This is a genomic window from Bradyrhizobium sp. SZCCHNR1002 (genome assembly GCF_032381435.1).
Lineage (GTDB): Bacteria > Pseudomonadota > Alphaproteobacteria > Rhizobiales > Xanthobacteraceae > Bradyrhizobium > Bradyrhizobium aeschynomenes.
On the sequence record NZ_JAUHIS010000003.1, the window covers coordinates 327,814 to 344,737 of the forward strand.

A 16,924-nucleotide genomic window follows, 5' to 3' on the forward strand; every position below is an offset into this window, starting at 1 on the left:
GAACCGATGCTTGATTGTTCGTTAAGCGCCAGTCACCGCGGAATCGTCGAAAGGCTCCATGTACACGCTCTACCACCATCCCTTCTGTCCGCATTCGCGTTTCGTCCGGCTGGTGCTCGGCGAATACGGGCTCGACCTGCGCCTGGTGGAGGAACGCGCCTGGGAGCGCCGCGAGGCGTTTCTCGTGCTCAATCCGGCCGGCACGACGCCGGTGCTCTCGGTCGACGGCATGCCGGCGGTGCCCGGCGTCGGCGTGATCGCCGAGTTCATGGATGAGACCTGCGGGCCGGATGCGGGCGACCGCCGGCTGATGCCGACCTCGCCGGCCGAGCGCATCGAGGTGCGCCGGCTGATGGACTGGTTCAACACCAAGTTCTTCGAGGAGGCCTCGAACCTGCTCGTCACCGAGCGCATCTACAAGCGTTTCATGAACGAGGAGGACGGCGGCGGACCGCCGTCGACCGACGTGATTCGCGCCGCCAAGACCAATGTGCGCTATCACCTCGCCTATATCGGCTGGCTGGCGCAACGGCGCAATTTCCTGGCCGGCGACCGCCTGACCTATGCCGACCTCGCCGCCGCCGCGCATCTCTCCGCGATCGATTATCTCGGCGACGTGCCATGGATCGAGGACGACGCCGCCAAGGCATGGTACGCGCGGGTGAAGTCGCGACCCTCGTTCCGGCCGCTGCTGTCCGACTGGCTGGCCGGCGTGCCGGCATCGCGCACCTACGTGGATCTCGACTTCTGAGCGGCGCCGCGCCAGACGCCCTGAGGGCGGCGCTGGCGGCCGAGGCGCTGGAGCTCGGCTTCGATTGCGTCGGCATCACCGCGCCGGTCGTGAGCCCCGAGCGCACCGCCGCCTTCGAGCGCTTCCTCGCGTCGGGCCAGCACGGCGACATGGACTGGCTGGCGCGAGAGCCCGCGCGCCGCACCGATCCGAAGACGCTGTGGCGCGAGGTTCGCTCGGTGATCATGCTGGGCGTCAATTACGGTCCGGACGAGGACCCGCGTGCGATCCTCGCCCAGCGCAGCCGCGCCGCGATCTCGGTCTATGCCCGCGGCGACGACTATCACGACGTCATCAAGAAGAACCTCAAGACCTTGGCGCGCTGGCTGGTCGCGCAGGCCGGCTGCGACGTGAAGGTGTTCGTCGACACCGCCGCCGTGATGGAGAAGCCGCTGGCGGAAGCAGCGGGGCTCGGCTGGCAGGGCAAGCACACCAACCTGGTGTCATCAGGCTTCGGCTCGTGGCTGTTCCTGGGCGCGATCTACACCACGCTGGAGTTGCCGGCCGACGCGGCGGAGAAGGATCATTGCGGCTCATGCCGGGCCTGCCTCGACAGCTGCCCGACGGCGGCGTTCCCGGCGCCCTACAGCCTCGATGCGCGGCGCTGCATCTCGTATCTGACCATCGAGAACAGGGGGCCGATCCCGCGCGAGTTCCGCCGAGCGCTGGGCAACCGCATCTATGGCTGCGACGACTGCCTCGCCGCCTGCCCGTGGAACAAGTTCGCCCAGGCAGGACGTGAGGCGAAGCTGGCCGCGCGCGAACAGCTGCGGGCGCCTGATCTGGCCGAGCTGGCGTCGCTCGACGACGCCGCGTTTCGCGCGCTGTTCACGAAGTCACCGGTTAAGCGCATCGGCCGCGACCGCTTCCTGCGCAACGTCCTGATCGCGATCGGCAACTCCGGTGACGTGGCGCTGCTGCCGGCCGCCGAGCGGCTGACCGCCGATCCGAATCCGCTGGTTCGCGGCGCCGCTGTCTGGGCGCTCGGTCAGCTGCTCGACCCGACCTCATTTGCCCAACGTGCGACCGGCGCACTGGCAACGGAGGCCGACGACAGTGTCCGTGCGGAGTGGCAAGTGCGATGCTGACGACGGTTGCCTCAGCCCATCTCGCCGACGGCCGCCAGCATGCGCGCAATGTCCTGCGGCCGCGACAGCCGGTGGTCGCCATCCTGGATCATGGTCAGCACCACATCCTCTGCCGGCAGGCGGTGGGTCAGCGCAAAGGCATGCTGCCAGGGCACGTCCGGGTCCTGCGCACCCTGCAGGATGCGCACCGGGCAGCCGACATTGATGGCGCTGCCGAGCAACAGGTGGTTGCGGCCGTCCTCGATCAGCGCCCGCGTGATCGGATAGGGCTCGCCATACTCGGACGGGCGCATCCAGACGCCATGGGTCTCGATCTCGGTCCGGATCTCCTGAGAGAAGCCCTTCCACATCAGCTCCTCGGTGAAGTCGGGCGCCGGGGCGATCAGGACCAGGCCGGCCAGCGTCGCGTCGCCCGGGGCCTTCAGCAACTCGCGGGCCAGCAGCAGCGCCATCCAGCCCCCCATCGACGAGCCGATCACCACCTGCGGCCCGCGGCAGAACTGCCGGAACACGGCTACGCTCTCCTCCAGCCAGCGGCCGATGGTGCCGTCGACGAAGCGCCCGCCGGATTCGCCATGGCCGGAATAGTCGAATCGGACGCAGGCGCGGCCGCGCTCGGCCGCCCAGGCGTCGAGCGCGAGTGCCTTGGTGCCCTTCATGTCGGAATTGAAGCCGCCAAGCCAGAACAGCCCCGGCGGCGTGCCCGGACGCGCCCGCACCGCGATCTGGCGCGACTGCTCGCCGGCGCCGACAGCGATGAAGGCAGGGAGATCGGTCGATTGGATAGCTTGGTTCATGGATCGTTACCTGGTGGCGGACGTTGTGTGGGCGAGCCGGCCGTTTCCGTCAATCGGGTCGCGGGGATACCGTGCGGCTTGCGAAAGCGATGCGCGCACTCTATGTCCCCGGGCGGAACCACAAGGCTCGGCCCGCGCAGTGAGCGCCCGTCCTGGCCGGCTGGTCCCTTTTGGGGGAATAAGCCGTCACGCTGACTGCGCGTGCGACGCAAGTGCCGCGAGGACGGGGCGGAATTTCGACGCACCGAGCACGCGCGACCTTGCCCGCAAAGGCATCTTCCTTCAAACTAGCCGCCTTCTTCCACAACCTTGGAGAACTACCCATTCGCCGCCCCAATCGAGCCCCGCCCGCTGCCGTCAAAGACGGGCCGCGCACCAATGATGAGATTCGCAATGCGCAGATCCAGCTGATCGACGCCGAAGGCACCAACCGTGGTGTCGTCGAGACCGTTGTCGCGATCAAGATGGCGGCCGAGGCCGGCATGGACCTGGTCGAGATTTCGCCGAACAATTCGCCTCCCGTCTGCAAGATCATGGACTACGGGAAGTACAAATATTCGGCGCAGAAGAAGGCCGCCGAGGCCCGCAAGAAGCAGAAGGTCGTCGAGATCAAGGAGATCAAGCTCCGTCCGATGATCGATGACCACGACTACGACGTGAAGATGCGGGCGATGCAGCGCTTCTTCGAAGAGGGCGACAAGGTCAAGATTACCCTGCGCTATCGCGGCCGCGAAATGGCGCACCAGGAGATCGGCACCAAGCTGCTCGACAAGGTGAAGTCCGACGTGGCGGCGTTCGCCAAGGTCGAGCAGGACGCCAGGTTCGAGGGCCGTCAGGTCGTCATGGTACTGGCCCCGCGCTAGCCCCACGGGATACCGACGCGCCAAACCGGGCCCGCCACGCGATTGGCGGGCTTTTCTCTTGGAGCGGCCCGGTCAGGACCGCGTCGCCTGCCACCGCCCGCTGCAGGTCCCGGCCGAGCCTTTTCCGCTCCAGCGGCCGAAGCCCGAGGTCGCGCCCAGCCGCCCGTTACCGCTGGCCGAGGAGCCGCCCTGCGAGACCCGCACCGTGACGGCGCCGCCGCGGCCGACCGTGCCGGTGATGTTGGCGGAGCCCGCCGAGGTCACCCGCCCGCCGCTGATCTGTACCGGGAAGCTGTAGCCCTGGTCGCAACTGCCGGCCTCGGTGATGATCAGGACGGTCCAGGGACCGTCGAAGCCGGCGGCGCGAGCCGGAGCGGACGACACGATTGCGGCCGCGGCCAGGGCGGCGGCGGCAGTGGAGGGGACGATGCGGACCATGAGCGGACCTCGGCTTGGTTAATGGAAGCTGATCATGGGTCGGAATAGCTGATTCCGTGGTTCGACGTTGCCAAGCGCCATTGTCTCTGGCATAAGCGCGGCCTTCGTCGCCCGGCTGATCAAGGGCTGCCGTGGCGATGACCTGTGCGGGTGGATCCTGGTTTGGATCCGAAACCTGAGCACAACCAACGCTCTAACGAGCAATTTCGCCGGACGGCGCCGCTCTCGCGGGCGGCTTGCCGTTGGCATGAAGGAGAGCCAAATGCCCAAGCTGAAGACCAAATCCGGCGCCAAAAAGCGCTTCAAGGTGACTGCCACCGGCAAAGTGATGCACGCCCAGCGCGGCAAGCGCCACGGCATGATCAAGCGGACGAAGAAGCAGATCCGGCAGCTGCGCGGCACCCGCGTGCTGTTCAAGACCGACGGCGACAACGTCAAGAAGTACTTCTTGCCGAACGCCTGACCGGCCTCTCGCTTCCGAAACCCTGGCCGCCTCAAAGCCGCGGCTGATCGTCATCTCTGAATCCAAGGATTTCCGTCATGTCTCGCGTCAAACGCGGTGTGACCGCTCACGCCAAGCACAAGAAAGTCTTCAAGGCCGCCAAAGGCTATTACGGCCGCCGCAAGAATACGATCCGCACCGCCAAGCAGGCCGTCGAGAAGGCCGGCCAGTATGCGTTCCGCGATCGCAAGCGCAAGAAGCGCACCTTCCGCGCGCTCTGGATCCAGCGCCTGAACGCCGCCGTGCGTCCGTTCGAGCTCACCTACAGCCGATTTATCGACGGCCTGTCCAAGTCCGGCATCACCGTCGACCGCAAGGTGCTGTCGGATCTCGCGATCAACGAGCCCGCCGCGTTCGAGGCGATCGTTGTGAAGGCCAAGGCGGCGCTCGCCGCCTGATCGCCTTCCGCATCGTGAGGACTTCAAAAGCGGCCGACGCTCTCGGCCGCTTTTTGCTGTCCGGTGCCATCACTGCTTTCGCTTGACCCCTGTCGCCGTCGCGGCGACAACCCAGCCGCCTTTTGTCCGCGGAGATTTTGCCCGTGTCCGACCTCGCCTCGCTCGAAACCTCGATCCTCGACCAGATCGCCGCCGCCGGCGACGAAGCCGCGCTGGAGGCGGTGCGCGTCGCTGCCCTCGGCAAGAAGGGCTCGATCTCGGCGCTGCTCGCCACGCTCGGCAAGATGTCGCCGGACGAGCGCAAGACGCAGGGCGCGGCCATCAACCTCGCCAAGGACAAGGTCACGCAGGCGCTGACCGCGCGCCGCGACGTGCTGAAGGCCGCAGCCCTCGATGCGCGCCTCGCCGCCGAGACCATCGACGTCACTCTGCCGCTGCAGGATACGCCGGCCGACACGGGGCGCATCCATCCGCTCAGCCAGGTGATGGACGAGCTGACCACGATCTTCGCCGACATGGGCTTCTCGATCGCGGAAGGTCCCGATGTCGAGACCGACGACTACAACTTCACCAAGCTGAACTTCCCGGAAGGCCATCCGGCGCGCGAGATGCACGACACGTTCTTCTTCAATCCGAAGGAGGACGGCTCGCGCATGCTGCTGCGGACCCACACCTCGCCGGTGCAGGTGCGGACGATGCTGAGCCAGAAGCCGCCGATCCGCGTGATCTGCCCGGGCCGCACCTATCGCATCGATTCGGACGCGACCCACACGCCGCAATTCCACCAGGTCGAGGGCCTGGTCATCGACAAGGGCTCGCATCTCGGCCACCTCAAATGGATCCTGCACGAGTTCTGCAAGGCGTTCTTCGAGGTCGACCACATCAACATGAAATTCCGGCCGTCGTTCTTCCCGTTCACCGAGCCGTCGCTCGAGGTCGACATCCAGTGCCGCCGCGACAAGGGCGAGATCCGCTTCGGCGAGGGCGAGGACTGGCTGGAGATCCTCGGCTGCGGCATGGTGCACCCGAACGTGCTGCGTGCCTGCGGCATCGATCCCGACGAGTATCAGGGCTTCGCCTGGGGCATGGGCATCGACCGCATTGCCATGCTGAAATACGGCATGAGCGATCTGCGCCAGCTGTTCGAAGGCGACGTCCGCTGGCTGTCGCATTACGGCTTCAAGCCGCTGGAGGTGCCGACCTTGGCGGGAGGATTGAGCACGTGACGATTGTCGGGCTCGATATCTCGGCCCGGACGGTCGGACTCCCTCTCCCGCTTGCGGGGGAAGGCTGGGTACTTTGCATGCTTGGCTCGGCAAACACCGGTCTCTCCGTTCCCTCCCCCCTTGTGGGGGAGGGTCAGGGAGGGGGGTAGTCCAGGATGCCGCACGCAGACGTCACCGAGCGCCAGCGCAACCGAGCGAAGCAACTTCGCCGTGCGATGACGCGCGCCGAGACGCTGCTGTGGCGCCACATCAAGGCGAACCGGATCGATGGCATCGGCTTTCGCCGGCAGGTGCCTTTTGGCAACTACATCGCAGACTTCGTCTGCTTTTCGGCAAAGCTCGTGATCGAACTCGACGGCGAGTCGCACGACTTTTCCGAACGTCAGTCGAAGGACGCCGCCCGCGATGCATTCTTTGCAGCGGAAGGTTTTCAGGTCCTCCGCTTCACCAATGAGCAGGTGACCTCGAATCTGGAAGGGGTCGTTGAAGCTATCCGCCAAGCGATCGACGCTCGCGCCCGCGGTTTACCCCCCTCCCTGGCCCTCCCCCACAAGGGGGGAGGGAACGGAGAGAGCGGTGCGAGCAGCCAAGATAATTCACCAGACAATTCACACGATATGCACAACAGCAAGATCCGAGGCATGCAGCCATGAAATTCACGCTGTCCTGGCTGAAGGACCATCTCGACACCGATGAGCCGGTGGAGAAGCTCGCCGACAAGCTCACGATGATCGGCCTCGAGGTCGAGCATCTCGAGGACAAGGCGAAGCTGCTCGCGCCGTATAAAATCGCGCGCGTCGTCTCCGCCGAGCAGCACCCGAACGCCGATCGCCTGCGCATCTGCATGGTCGACACCGGTGATGGCGGCGCGCCGGTGCAGGTCGTCTGCGGCGCGCCGAATGCGCGCGCGGGGCTGGTGTCGGTGTTCTCGCCGCCGGGCACCTACATTCCGGGCAAGAACATCACGCTGTCGGTCGGCACCATCCGCGGCGTCGAGAGCCGCGGCATGCTGTGCTCGGCGGCCGAGCTGCAGATCTCGGACGATCACGACGGCATCATGGAGCTGCCGGCGGATGCACCGATCGGCAAGCCTTACGCGGAATGGGCCGGCCTCGGCGATCCCATGATTGAGATCAATTTGACGCCGAACCGCCAGGACTGCACCGGCGTGCACGGCATCGCGCGTGATCTCGCCGCGGCCGACATGGGCAAGCTCAAGGACCCCGGCATCAAGCCCATCAAGGGCGAATTCCCCTGCCCCGTGACCGTCGCGGTCGAAGACAACAAACTGTGTCCGGGCTTCGCGCTGCGGCTGGTGCGCGGCGTCAAGAACGGCCCGTCGCCGAAATGGCTGCAGCAGCGGCTGACCTCGATCGGCCTGCGTCCGATCAACGCGCTGGTCGACATCACCAACTACATGACCTTCGACCGCGCGCGTCCGCTGCACGTGTTCGACGCCAAGAAGGTCAAGGGCAATCTGGTCGTCCGCCGCGCCCGCGACGGCGAGACCCTGCTCGCGCTCGACGGCCGCACCTACACGCTCGACAAGTCGATGTGCGTGATCGCCGACGATGCCGGCGTCGAATCACTGGCCGGTATCATGGGCGGCGAGGCCTCGGGCTGCGACGCTGATACCACCGACGTGCTGATCGAATCGGCGCTGTGGAATGAGATCAACATCGCCCAGACCGGCCGCAAGCTCGGCATCAATTCGGACGCGCGCTACCGCTTCGAGCGCGGCGTCGACCCGGCCTTCATGGTGCCGGGCCTGGAGATGGCGACCAAGCTCGTGCTCGATCTGTGCGGCGGCACGCCGTCCGAGACCGTCGTCGTCGGCAACGCCTATGGCGATGACCGCATCATCGACTTCCCCATCACCGAGGTGAAGCGTCTCGCCGGCATCGAGGTGCCCTTCCCGGAGATGCGGCGGATCCTGACCCATCTCGGCTTCACGCTGGCCGGCACCGGCCCGGTCGTGAAGGTCGCGGTGCCCTCGTGGCGCAGCGATGTGCACGGCAAGGCCGATATCGTCGAGGAAATCGTCCGCATCGTCGGCGTCGACAAGGTGCCGATGACGCCGTTCGAGCGCGGCGACGCGCCACGCAAGCCGGTGCTGACGCCGCTGCAACTGCGCACCCGCCGCGCCAAGCGCGCGCTCGCCGCGCGCGGCATGGTCGAGGCGGTGACGTGGTCGTTCATCTCCAAGCCTGCGGCCGAACTGTTCGGCGGAGGGAAGGCCGAGCTCGCGCTCGCCAATCCGATCGCGTCCGATCTTTCCGACATGCGCCCGAGCCTGCTGCCGAGCCTGATCGCCACCGTGCAGGCCAATGCCGACCGCGGCTTCGGTGACGTCGCGATCTTCGAGGTTGGGCAGATCTTCAAGGGCGATCGCCCGGAGGATCAGTTCGTGGCCGCCAGCGGCATTCGCCGCGGCATCGCATCCTCCAAGGGACTCGGCCGCCACTGGAGCGGCTCGCAGGCGGCGAATGCCTATGACGCCAAGGCCGATGCGCTCGCAGTCCTCGCCGCGGCCGGCGCACCGATGGCCTCGCTCCAGATCGTTGCGGGCGGCCCGCCCTGGATGCATCCGGGACGGTCCGGCACCATCCAGATGGGCCCGCAGAACGTGCTCGGGCATTTCGGCGAGTTGCATCCGCGCACGCTGGAAGCGCTGAAGGCCGACGGTCCGCTGGTCGCCTTCGAGGTCATCCTGGATCGCATCCCCGCGGCCAAGGCGAAGCCGACGCGCGCCAAGCCGGTGCTGGAGCTCTCGGCGTTCCAGCCGGTGTCGCGCGACTTCGCCTTCATCGTCGATCGCAAGGTCAAGGCCGGCGACATCGTGCGTGCGGCGCAGGGCGTCGACAAGAAGCTGATCACGGACGTCACCGTGTTCGACGTCTACGAGGGCAAGGGCATCGACGACGGCAAGAAGTCCGTCGCGATCGCCGTGACCTTGCAGCCGCGCGACAAGACGATGACGGACGAGGAGATCGACGCCGTCGCGGCGAAGATCACCGCCGACGTGGCCAGGAAGACCGGCGGCACGTTGCGCGGATGAGCCTGTCCGGGCTCATTCCGTCCGACCTCAGCCCGTTTGCGACGGTCGCATTGGCGATCACGGCCTTGATCGCAGCGACCGCGCGCGGCTTCTCCGGATTCGGCTCGGCGCTGATCTTCATGCCGCTCGCGAGCAGCTTTGCTGCGCCCCGGCTCGTCGCGCCGTTGCTGCTGGTGATCGACTTCGTCTCGATGGCACCGACCGTGCCGGCCGCATGGCGCGAGGCCGATCGCAAGGCAACCGCCGTGATCGTCGCCGGCGCCCTGGTCGGCGTGCCACTCGGCACCTGGTTCCTCACCCGGCTCGATCCGGTGACGGTGCGCTGGATCATCACGGGCTTCGTGATCGCGCTCCTCGCGCTGCTGCTTTCCGGCTGGCGCTATCGCGGCAAGGAGTACACGGCGCTGTCGGTCGCCGTGGGCGCCGTCTCCGGCTTCTGCAGCGGCGTGGCGCAGACCGGCGGCCCGCCGATCGTCGGCTATTGGCTGGGACGGCCGATCCCCCCCAAGATCGCGCGGGCGAACATCGTCCTGTTCTTCGGCGCCTCGGATCTCTTTGCCATGATCAGCTATGCGAGCAGCGGCCTGATCACCTGGGATTCGCTCAAGCTCTCGCTGCTGATCGGCCCGGTCTATGCGCTCGGCGTCGCGTTCGGCGCCTCGCTGTTCGGTCGCGCCAGCGAGCACGTGTTCCGCGCCATCTGCTATGCGCTGATTGCGATTGCCGTGATCGCGGGCCTGCCCGCTCTCGACGGCGTGCTCGGTCGGGGCTAGCTTCCCCCACAACGAGACCGACCGGGAGGACGCCATGATCGATCGCCGCACAATGCTCTCGCTTGCGTTGGGCACGGCCGGAGCCGTTGCAGCGCGATCCGTGTTTGCGCAAGGCACGAAGACCGGCACACGCATCGTATTCCTCGGCACCAAAGGCGGGCCTCGGGTCGGTGAGGGCGCATCCAATCCGGCCAACCTGGTCGTCGTCAACGGCACGCCCTTCGTGATCGATTGCGGCATTGGCGTCAGCCGCCAGCTCGTCAGAGCCGGCGTGCCGATTCCGTCGGTGAAATACATTCTGATCAGTCACCATCATTCGGATCACAATCTCGAATACGGCAACCTGGTCTACAATGCCTGGGCCGCGGGATTGTCGACACCCATCCAGTCGTTCGGGCCGAAGGGGCTGGAAGCAATGACCAGGAGTTTTTGGACAACCAACAAGTTCGATGTCGACACCCGCATCGAGGACGAGGGCCGCCCCGATCCGCGACCGCTGCTGATTGCGAAGGACATCGATGACGATGGCGTCGTCCTGAAAACGGCGGACGTCACGGTGACCGCGTTCCGCACGCCGCATCCGCCGATCACCGACAATTTCGCCTACAAATTCGAGACGGCAGACGGCACGATCGTGTTCTCGAGCGACACCGCCTACAATCCGAAGCTCGCAGACTTCGCAAGGGGCGCCGACGTGCTCGTGCACGAATGCCTGTACGTGCCGGCCGTCGACCGGCTGGTGCTGAAGACGAAGAACGGATCGACGCTGAAGAAGCATCTGCTCGAAAGCCACACCACCACCGAGGATGTCGGCCGCATCGCTGCGGCGGCCGGTGTGAAGGTGCTGGTGATGAGCCACTTCGTTCCGGGTGACGATCCCGAGGTAACCGACGAGGATTGGACGCGCGACGTCAAGAAGAACTACGCAGGCCGCATCATCGTAGCGAAGGACCTGATGGAGCTGAAGCTGCCGGTGTAGGGTAGGCAAAGCAGCTGCCGTCAGGCGGCAGCGTGCTCACCATCGAACCGCAAACTCATCAGCAGGATGGTGGGCCCGGCGCCACAACGATCTCGAACGCGGACACAGCACGGCTGCGCCTTTGCCCATCCTACAGTCGTCAAGATAAAATCGTGCGGCTCAATCCTCCGGGGAAGCCGCCCGCCCCTTGCGGCGGCGGTTGCGCGGCCGCTCGTTCTGTTCCGCCTCGGGATCCTTCAACGCTCCGATCCGGCGCAGCGCAGCTTCGGCGGCGCGCTCGCCGGAATCCCAGGCGCCGTCGACGGTGCCCCACAATGTTTCATGCGTGGCTTCGCCGGCGAGAAACAGTGGCCCCAGGGGCTCGCTGAGGATCTTGCGGGCGCCCTGGCTGCCGGGCGCCGCCGCCGACATCGCACCGAGCACGCCCGGCACCTGGCTCCAACGCGTTGCCGCGGAGGACTTCACGGCAGCGGCAGCTTCACTGCCGAACAGCTTGCCGATCCACTCTTTGGCGAAAGCGGTCATGGCCGCCTCGCCCTGGGCCGAGAGGTCGCGACCGAACGAACCGGCGACATCGACGGTGCACAGCGACGAGCCGCCGATATTGGCGAGCAACAAGCCCGTCCGATTCGAGTTGCTCTGCTCGACGATCACCTCGTCGCGCGACAGGCCGAGCGGATTGCCCGACAGCATCAATGCGATGTGATCATAGCTGCCCAGGCTCAGCTTCGCCGCGGCCTCGAGCTGACGCTTCGGCAACTCCGGCGTGAACTTGATCGCGCCCGACGCCAGCACGTTCGTCGATACCGTGAGGATGACGGCGCGCGCTGCGATCCGTCCCGCTGGCGTTTCCACGGCGACCTCGCGGTTGCTCCACACGATGCGCGTTGCCGGCGTCGACAGCGACACCGGCAACGATTCGCCGAGCTTGCCGACCAGCGTGCCCAAACCCTGGCGGCACGCGAGCGGGGCGCTGCGGTCCTGGGCACGCGCCTTGTCAATGGCCGAAAGATCAGCGAGATCCTTGCCGGTCGCGCCGGCGCCGAGCACGAAGGCTGTGGTGTTCCCCCAGTCGCCGAGGTCCTTGGGCAGCGCCGCCGCGCAGGACGTATCGAGCTTGCCGCGCGCGGCCTCGTCGATGGCGCGGTTGGCGCGCACCAGGCCGGCGAGGAACTGCTCGGTCTCTCCGGGCCGCGCGTTGCGGCGGCCGACGCGGATCTTCTGGCCGATGGGCGCTGCCACGACGTCGACGCCAACACCGCGGGCGAGCTTGCCGATCGGATTGCTGTCGGCATTGAACAGCCAGCGTGCACCGCGATCGAACGGCAGGCCGAACGTCGCGGCATCCGTGCTGCAGCGGCCGCCGATCTGCGGCGATGCTTCGATCAGGATCACCTTGCGGTTGGCGGCGACGACACGGCGGGCCGCAGCGATGCCCGCAGCTCCCGCCCCGATCACGACGATGTCAGCTTCGCGTGGAACGGCCGCCTGCGCGCTGCGGAGGACGGGCATGGCGGCAAGCCCCGCGGACGCAGAGAGGAAGCCGCGGCGCGTGAAGTTCATGTCATGGTTTCCGAAAGCTTTTGAAGGCAACGAATTCGTCGAATTTGCCGCATCTATCGCGCTGCGGCAACCGGGATGGTAAACGTGATACCGTCTGCGACGCTTCGACTATGAACCAAATTGCAACCGCAATCGACCATCATGGAAGAAGGGAAAAGCAGGCGGCCGGCAAGGACCGCCCGGGGAGCGTTATGGGTATCGTGCTCGATCAGATCGGCAGGCTGATTGCCGCCTATCTCCAGAAGGAGATCCCGGGCTATGAGCCGTTCACGCCCAGCGATCCCGACTATCTGCGCAAGGACGTTCAGCCCGGCGACGTGCTGCTGGTCGAAGGCAACAGCCGCATTTCCGGCATCATCAAATACCTGACACAGTCGACCTGGTCGCATGCCGCGCTCTATGTCGGCCCGATCGACGGCGCTGTCGAGCCTGACGGCGAGCCACATGTGCTGGTCGAGGCCTATGTCGGCGACGGCGTGATCTCGGCGCCGTTGTCTAAATACTTCGCCTATCATACGCGCGTCTGCCGGCCCGTCGGCCTCACCTACGAGGATCGCCACACGGTCTGCCGCTACGCCATCAACCGCATCGGCTTCGGCTACGACACCAAGAACATCGTCGACCTGATGCGCTATCTGATTCCAATGCCGATCCCGCAACGCTGGCGTCGGCGCATGATTGCGCTGGGCTCGGGCGATCCGACCAAGATGATCTGCTCGGCCCTGATCGCGCAGGCATTCGACGCCGTCCGCTATCCGATCCTGCCGAAGATTACGCGCGCGCCGTCGCGGCGGGCCAAGCGCGAGATCCTGCACATCCGCGATTCATCGCTGTACATGCCGCGCGACTTCGACATCTCGCCGTATTTCGAGATCGTCAAACCGACCATCGTCAACGGCTTCGACTACACCACGCTCCACTGGGCCGACAAGCAGAAGCCGCTCGCGGAGGTAGCGGGCGAGTTCGCCGTGTTTCCAGGAGCCGTCACATCGCCGCCGCTCGTTCCTGAAGCGGCTGACGAAGAAGCGGCGCAGCCGGTTGAGGCTGAGGAAGTGATGATCGAGAAGGTGAGCGAGCGGCTGGTTGTCAGCGAGCATTTCCTCGTCGCCGAGCCCGTGCGGAAGGTCGCGCCGCGCCGAGTTGCACCGCGGCGCGAGTACAGTCCGAGGACTGACACAAGGGTCTCACATCGAGCGTAGCGCGTTCTCCCCGTTCTCCAGGGGGAGAGGATTGCATCGCGATCGCGGCTAACAGCCCGCTTCCGAACGACGGACCTTACCGGTCCGACCGGCTGATCACATCCATCAGTTCCGCGATCTTCTGGCGCTGGTCGGCCTTGTCACCGGAGGCGATCGCGTGCTCGACGCAATGCCCGACATGGTCGCGCAGGATCTCCTCCTCGACACGACGCAGCGCGGCGCGCACTGCCGAGATCTGTGTCACGATGTCGATGCAGTAGCGGTTGTCCTCGACCATCTTGGAGAGGCCCCTGACCTGCCCTTCGATCCGGCTCAAACGTTTCTGACAGGAAGTCTTGATGTCGTCGCGCATGGGCTCTATATACCCCTACAGGGTATAGGTTTCAAGAGGCGAGGCTGGCAATGTCGGAAACCGAACGCGGGCATGGTGTCGCATCGAAGCAATCCGGCGAATGCGGCTGTGGATCCGGGACAGACACGGCTGAAACCAGACAAACCCCGACGGCTGCAGAGGCGTGTTGCAGTGATCGTGCCGAACCCGCCTCGACGGACGCCGGTGGTTGCTGTGGCGGACACGACCATGCGCCGCCTGCTCCGGTGAAGGCCAAGGACCCGGTCTGCGGCATGTCCGTCGACCCGCTGACGTCGAAGCACCGCTTCGAGCACGCTGGGCAAACGTTCCATTTCTGCTCTGCGGGCTGCCGCACCAAGTTCGCCGCCGACCCCGCAAAGTATCTCGCGCCCGCTGCAGCTCCAGCGTCCTGCTGTGGCGGCCACGATCACCATGCGCATCCGCAAGATGACACGAAGGTCATCGACCCCGTCTGCGGCATGAGCGTCGATCCCGCCACGTCGAAGCATCGCTTCGACCACGACGGCCACACCTTCCATTTCTGCTCTGCGGGCTGCCGCACCAAGTTCGCCGCCGAGCCTGCAAAATATCTCGGCGAGCGCGAGCCACCGCCGGAGATGCCGGCGGGGACCATCTACACCTGCCCGATGCATCCGGAGATCCGGCAGGAAGGCCCGGGCACCTGCCCGATCTGCGGCATGGCGCTCGAGCCGGATGTGATCAGCCTGGACGACGCGCCCAATCCCGAGCTCGCCGACATGACCCGACGGTTCTGGATCGGCGCGGTGCTGGCAGCACCTGTGGTCGTGCTGGAGATGGGCGGGCACCTCGTGGGCGGTCATGGCCTGATCGATCCCATGTTGTCGAACTGGATCCAGTTCGCGCTGGCGACGCCAGTGGTGCTGTGGGCCGGATGGCCGTTCTTCGTGCGCGGCTGGCAATCGGTCCAGACCCGCAATCTCAACATGTTCACGTTGATCGCGATGGGCACAGGGGTGGCCTATGTCTACAGCGTGATCGCGACCTTGATACCGCAGGCGTTTCCACCGGCATTCCGCGGCCATGGCGGCACTGTCGCGGTGTATTTCGAGGCGGCTTCCGTCATCACCATCCTGGTGCTGCTCGGCCAGGTGCTGGAGCTGCGCGCGCGCGAGGCGACCTCTGGCGCGATCAAGGCGCTACTGCAGCTCGCGCCGAAGACGGCGCGGCGGCTCGACGCCGACGGCAACGACCACGAGGTCGAGATCGCCGAGCTCGCGGTCGGCGATCGCCTGCGTGTGCGGCCCGGCGAGAAGGTGCCAGTCGACGGCGTCATTCTCGAAGGCCGTTCCTCGCTCGACGAGTCGCTGGTGACGGGCGAGTCGATGCCGGTGACCAAGGATGAAGGCGAGCGCGTCATCGCCGGCACCCTGAACCAGACCGGCAGCTTCGTGATGCGCGCCGACAAGGTCGGCCGCGAAACCCTGCTGTCGCAGATCGTGCAGATGGTCGCCGACGCGCAGCGCTCGCGCGCGCCGATCCAGCGGCTCGCCGATCAGGTCGCGGGCTGGTTCGTGCCGACGGTGATTGCCGCCGCCATCACCGCCTTCGTCGCCTGGTACGCATTCGGCCCCGAGCCGCGCTTCGCCTTCGGGCTCGTCGCCGCCGTGAGCGTGCTGATCATCGCCTGCCCCTGCGCGCTCGGCTTGGCTACACCGATGTCGATCATGGTCGGCGTCGGCCGCGGCGCGCAGGCGGGCGTGCTGATCAAGAGCGCCGAGGCGCTGGAGCGGCTGGAGAAGGTCGACACGCTGGTCGTCGACAAGACCGGCACGCTCACCGAAGGCAAGCCGAAAGTCACCGCGATCGTCACCGCTGATGGCATCGACGAGGCCGACGCGCTGCGGCTCGCCGCCAGCGTCGAGCGCGCGAGCGAGCATCCGCTCGCCGAGGCGATCGTCCGTCACGCCAGCGAGCGCAAGCTCAAGCTGGCCGAGGTCAAGAACTTCGACGCCCCGACCGGCAAGGGCGCGCGTGGCGAGGTCGATGGCAAGGCGGTGGTGCTCGGCAACCCGACCTATCTCGCCTCGCTCGGCATCATGACCGATGCGCTCGGCGTCGAGAGCAAGCGTCTGCGCGAGGAGGGCGCCACCGTGATCACGATGGCCGTCGACGGCAAGCCGGCGGCACTGTTCGCGATCGCCGATCCGGTCAAGGCGTCGACGCCCGAGGCGCTGAAGGCGCTGGCGGCCGACGGCATCAAGGTGATCATGCTGACCGGCGACAACCGCACCACGGCGACCGCGGTCGCGCGAAGAATCGGGATCACCGAGGTCGAGGCCGAGGTGCTGCCGGAGCAGAAGAGCGCAGTGGTCGCGCGTCTCCGCGCCAGCGGCAAGGTGGTGGCGATGGCCGGCGACGGCGTCAACGACGCGCCGGCGCTGGCGGCGGCCGATGTGGGCATCGCCATGGGCACCGGCACCGACGTCGCGATGGAGAGCGCCGGCGTCACCTTGCTGCAGGGCGATCTCGGCGGCATCGCGCGGGCGCGCAAGCTGTCGGCGGCTGTCATGAGCAACATCCGCCAGAACCTGTTCTTCGCGTTCATCTACAACGCCGCCGGCATCCCGATCGCGGCGGGCATCCTCTATCCCGTGTTCGGCATCCTGCTGTCGCCGATCATCGCGGCCGCCGCGATGTCGCTGTCGTCGGTGAGCGTCGTCGGCAACGCGCTGCGGCTGCGAGCGACGCGGCTGTGAGGAGGCGTACAGCCTATCCTTCGTCATTGCGAGGAGCCAACGGGTCCGCGCGAAGCGCGGCCCGATGACAGGCTCCGCGACGAAGCAATCCAGAGTCCCGCCCACCACCCTGGATTGCTTCGCTGCGCTCGCAATGACGGACGAAGCAGTCTGGGCGCAT

Annotated in this window: 16 protein-coding genes; 12 read left to right on the plus strand and 4 right to left on the minus strand. The window is 66.5% G+C overall.

Annotation, left to right across the window (positions count from 1 at the left end; translation table 11 throughout):
- Nucleotides 1-58 precede the first annotated feature (58 nt).
- Nucleotides 59-751, plus strand: a complete 693-nt coding sequence (locus tag QX108_RS17780) for a glutathione S-transferase family protein (protein WP_315723158.1) — start codon at nt 59-61, stop codon at nt 749-751.
- Complete coding sequence (queG, locus tag QX108_RS17785; RefSeq protein WP_315781363.1) at nt 700-1,878, plus strand: tRNA epoxyqueuosine(34) reductase QueG; 1,179 nt, start codon at nt 700-702, stop codon at nt 1,876-1,878. Before QX108_RS17780 ends, queG begins: the two co-directional genes overlap by 52 nt.
- Before the next feature lie 11 nt (nt 1,879-1,889).
- On the opposite strand, the gene QX108_RS17790 is transcribed toward queG, so the two are convergent.
- A complete protein-coding gene (locus tag QX108_RS17790) occupies nt 1,890-2,675 on the minus strand; it encodes an alpha/beta hydrolase (protein ID WP_315780962.1) in 786 nt (261 codons plus the stop codon).
- 323 nt (nt 2,676-2,998) lie between these two features.
- On the opposite strand from QX108_RS17790, the gene infC reads away from it, so the two are divergent.
- Entirely contained in the window at nt 2,999-3,538 is a 540-nt protein-coding gene (gene infC, locus QX108_RS17795; protein ID WP_172113690.1) for a translation initiation factor IF-3, read from the plus strand.
- Between the two features lie 72 nt (nt 3,539-3,610).
- Here infC and QX108_RS17800 read toward each other — a convergent pair whose 3' ends face one another.
- The gene (locus QX108_RS17800) at nt 3,611-3,976 is read right to left on the minus strand and encodes a hypothetical protein (RefSeq protein WP_315780963.1); all 366 of its coding nucleotides are present in this window, start codon (nt 3,974-3,976) and stop codon (nt 3,611-3,613) included.
- Nucleotides 3,977-4,238: 262 nt separating this feature from the next.
- Here QX108_RS17800 and rpmI point away from each other — a divergent pair, with 262 nt between their 5' ends.
- The 7 genes from rpmI (at nt 4,239) to QX108_RS17835 (ending at nt 10,912) form a co-directional block, all read left to right on the plus strand.
- Entirely contained in the window at nt 4,239-4,439 is a 201-nt protein-coding gene (gene rpmI / locus QX108_RS17805; RefSeq protein ID WP_008539890.1) for a 50S ribosomal protein L35, read from the plus strand.
- 77 nt (nt 4,440-4,516) lie between these two features.
- A complete protein-coding gene (rplT, locus tag QX108_RS17810) occupies nt 4,517-4,876 on the plus strand; it encodes a 50S ribosomal protein L20 (RefSeq protein WP_172113603.1) in 360 nt (119 codons plus the stop codon).
- A gap of 143 nt (nt 4,877-5,019) precedes the next feature.
- On the plus strand, nt 5,020-6,102 hold the full coding sequence (gene pheS / locus QX108_RS17815; protein ID WP_315723164.1) for a phenylalanine--tRNA ligase subunit alpha: 1,083 nt from the start codon (nt 5,020-5,022) through the stop codon (nt 6,100-6,102).
- 155 nt (nt 6,103-6,257) lie between these two features.
- On the plus strand, nt 6,258-6,755 hold the full coding sequence (locus QX108_RS17820) for an endonuclease domain-containing protein (protein ID WP_315780966.1): 498 nt from the start codon (nt 6,258-6,260) through the stop codon (nt 6,753-6,755).
- On the plus strand, nt 6,752-9,160 hold the full coding sequence (pheT, locus tag QX108_RS17825; protein ID WP_315780968.1) for a phenylalanine--tRNA ligase subunit beta: 2,409 nt from the start codon (nt 6,752-6,754) through the stop codon (nt 9,158-9,160). The genes QX108_RS17820 and pheT overlap by 4 nt, the downstream gene beginning before the upstream one ends.
- On the plus strand, nt 9,157-9,933 hold the full coding sequence (locus QX108_RS17830) for a sulfite exporter TauE/SafE family protein (RefSeq protein ID WP_315780970.1): 777 nt from the start codon (nt 9,157-9,159) through the stop codon (nt 9,931-9,933). The genes pheT and QX108_RS17830 overlap by 4 nt, the downstream gene beginning before the upstream one ends.
- A gap of 34 nt (nt 9,934-9,967) precedes the next feature.
- Nucleotides 9,968-10,912, plus strand: a complete 945-nt coding sequence (locus QX108_RS17835; RefSeq protein ID WP_315780972.1) for an MBL fold metallo-hydrolase — start codon at nt 9,968-9,970, stop codon at nt 10,910-10,912.
- A 159-nt stretch (nt 10,913-11,071) separates the two neighbouring features.
- Here QX108_RS17835 and QX108_RS17840 read toward each other — a convergent pair whose 3' ends face one another.
- Nucleotides 11,072-12,475, minus strand: a complete 1,404-nt coding sequence (locus QX108_RS17840; protein ID WP_315780974.1) for a flavin monoamine oxidase family protein — start codon at nt 12,473-12,475, stop codon at nt 11,072-11,074.
- A 191-nt stretch (nt 12,476-12,666) separates the two neighbouring features.
- Here QX108_RS17840 and QX108_RS17845 point away from each other — a divergent pair, with 191 nt between their 5' ends.
- Complete coding sequence (locus QX108_RS17845) at nt 12,667-13,674, plus strand: YiiX/YebB-like N1pC/P60 family cysteine hydrolase (RefSeq protein WP_315780976.1); 1,008 nt, start codon at nt 12,667-12,669, stop codon at nt 13,672-13,674.
- Between the two features lie 76 nt (nt 13,675-13,750).
- Here the strand turns inward: QX108_RS17845 and QX108_RS17850 are convergent, their stop codons facing one another.
- On the minus strand, nt 13,751-14,026 hold the full coding sequence (locus tag QX108_RS17850) for a metal-sensitive transcriptional regulator (RefSeq protein WP_315723178.1): 276 nt from the start codon (nt 14,024-14,026) through the stop codon (nt 13,751-13,753).
- Nucleotides 14,027-14,076: 50 nt separating this feature from the next.
- On the opposite strand from QX108_RS17850, the gene QX108_RS17855 reads away from it, so the two are divergent.
- Nucleotides 14,077-16,764 carry a heavy metal translocating P-type ATPase gene (locus QX108_RS17855; RefSeq protein WP_409998527.1) on the plus strand — a complete coding sequence of 896 codons (2,688 nt, stop codon included), beginning with the start codon at nt 14,077-14,079 and terminating at the stop codon, nt 16,762-16,764.
- The last annotated feature ends 160 nt before the right edge of the window (nt 16,765-16,924 follow it).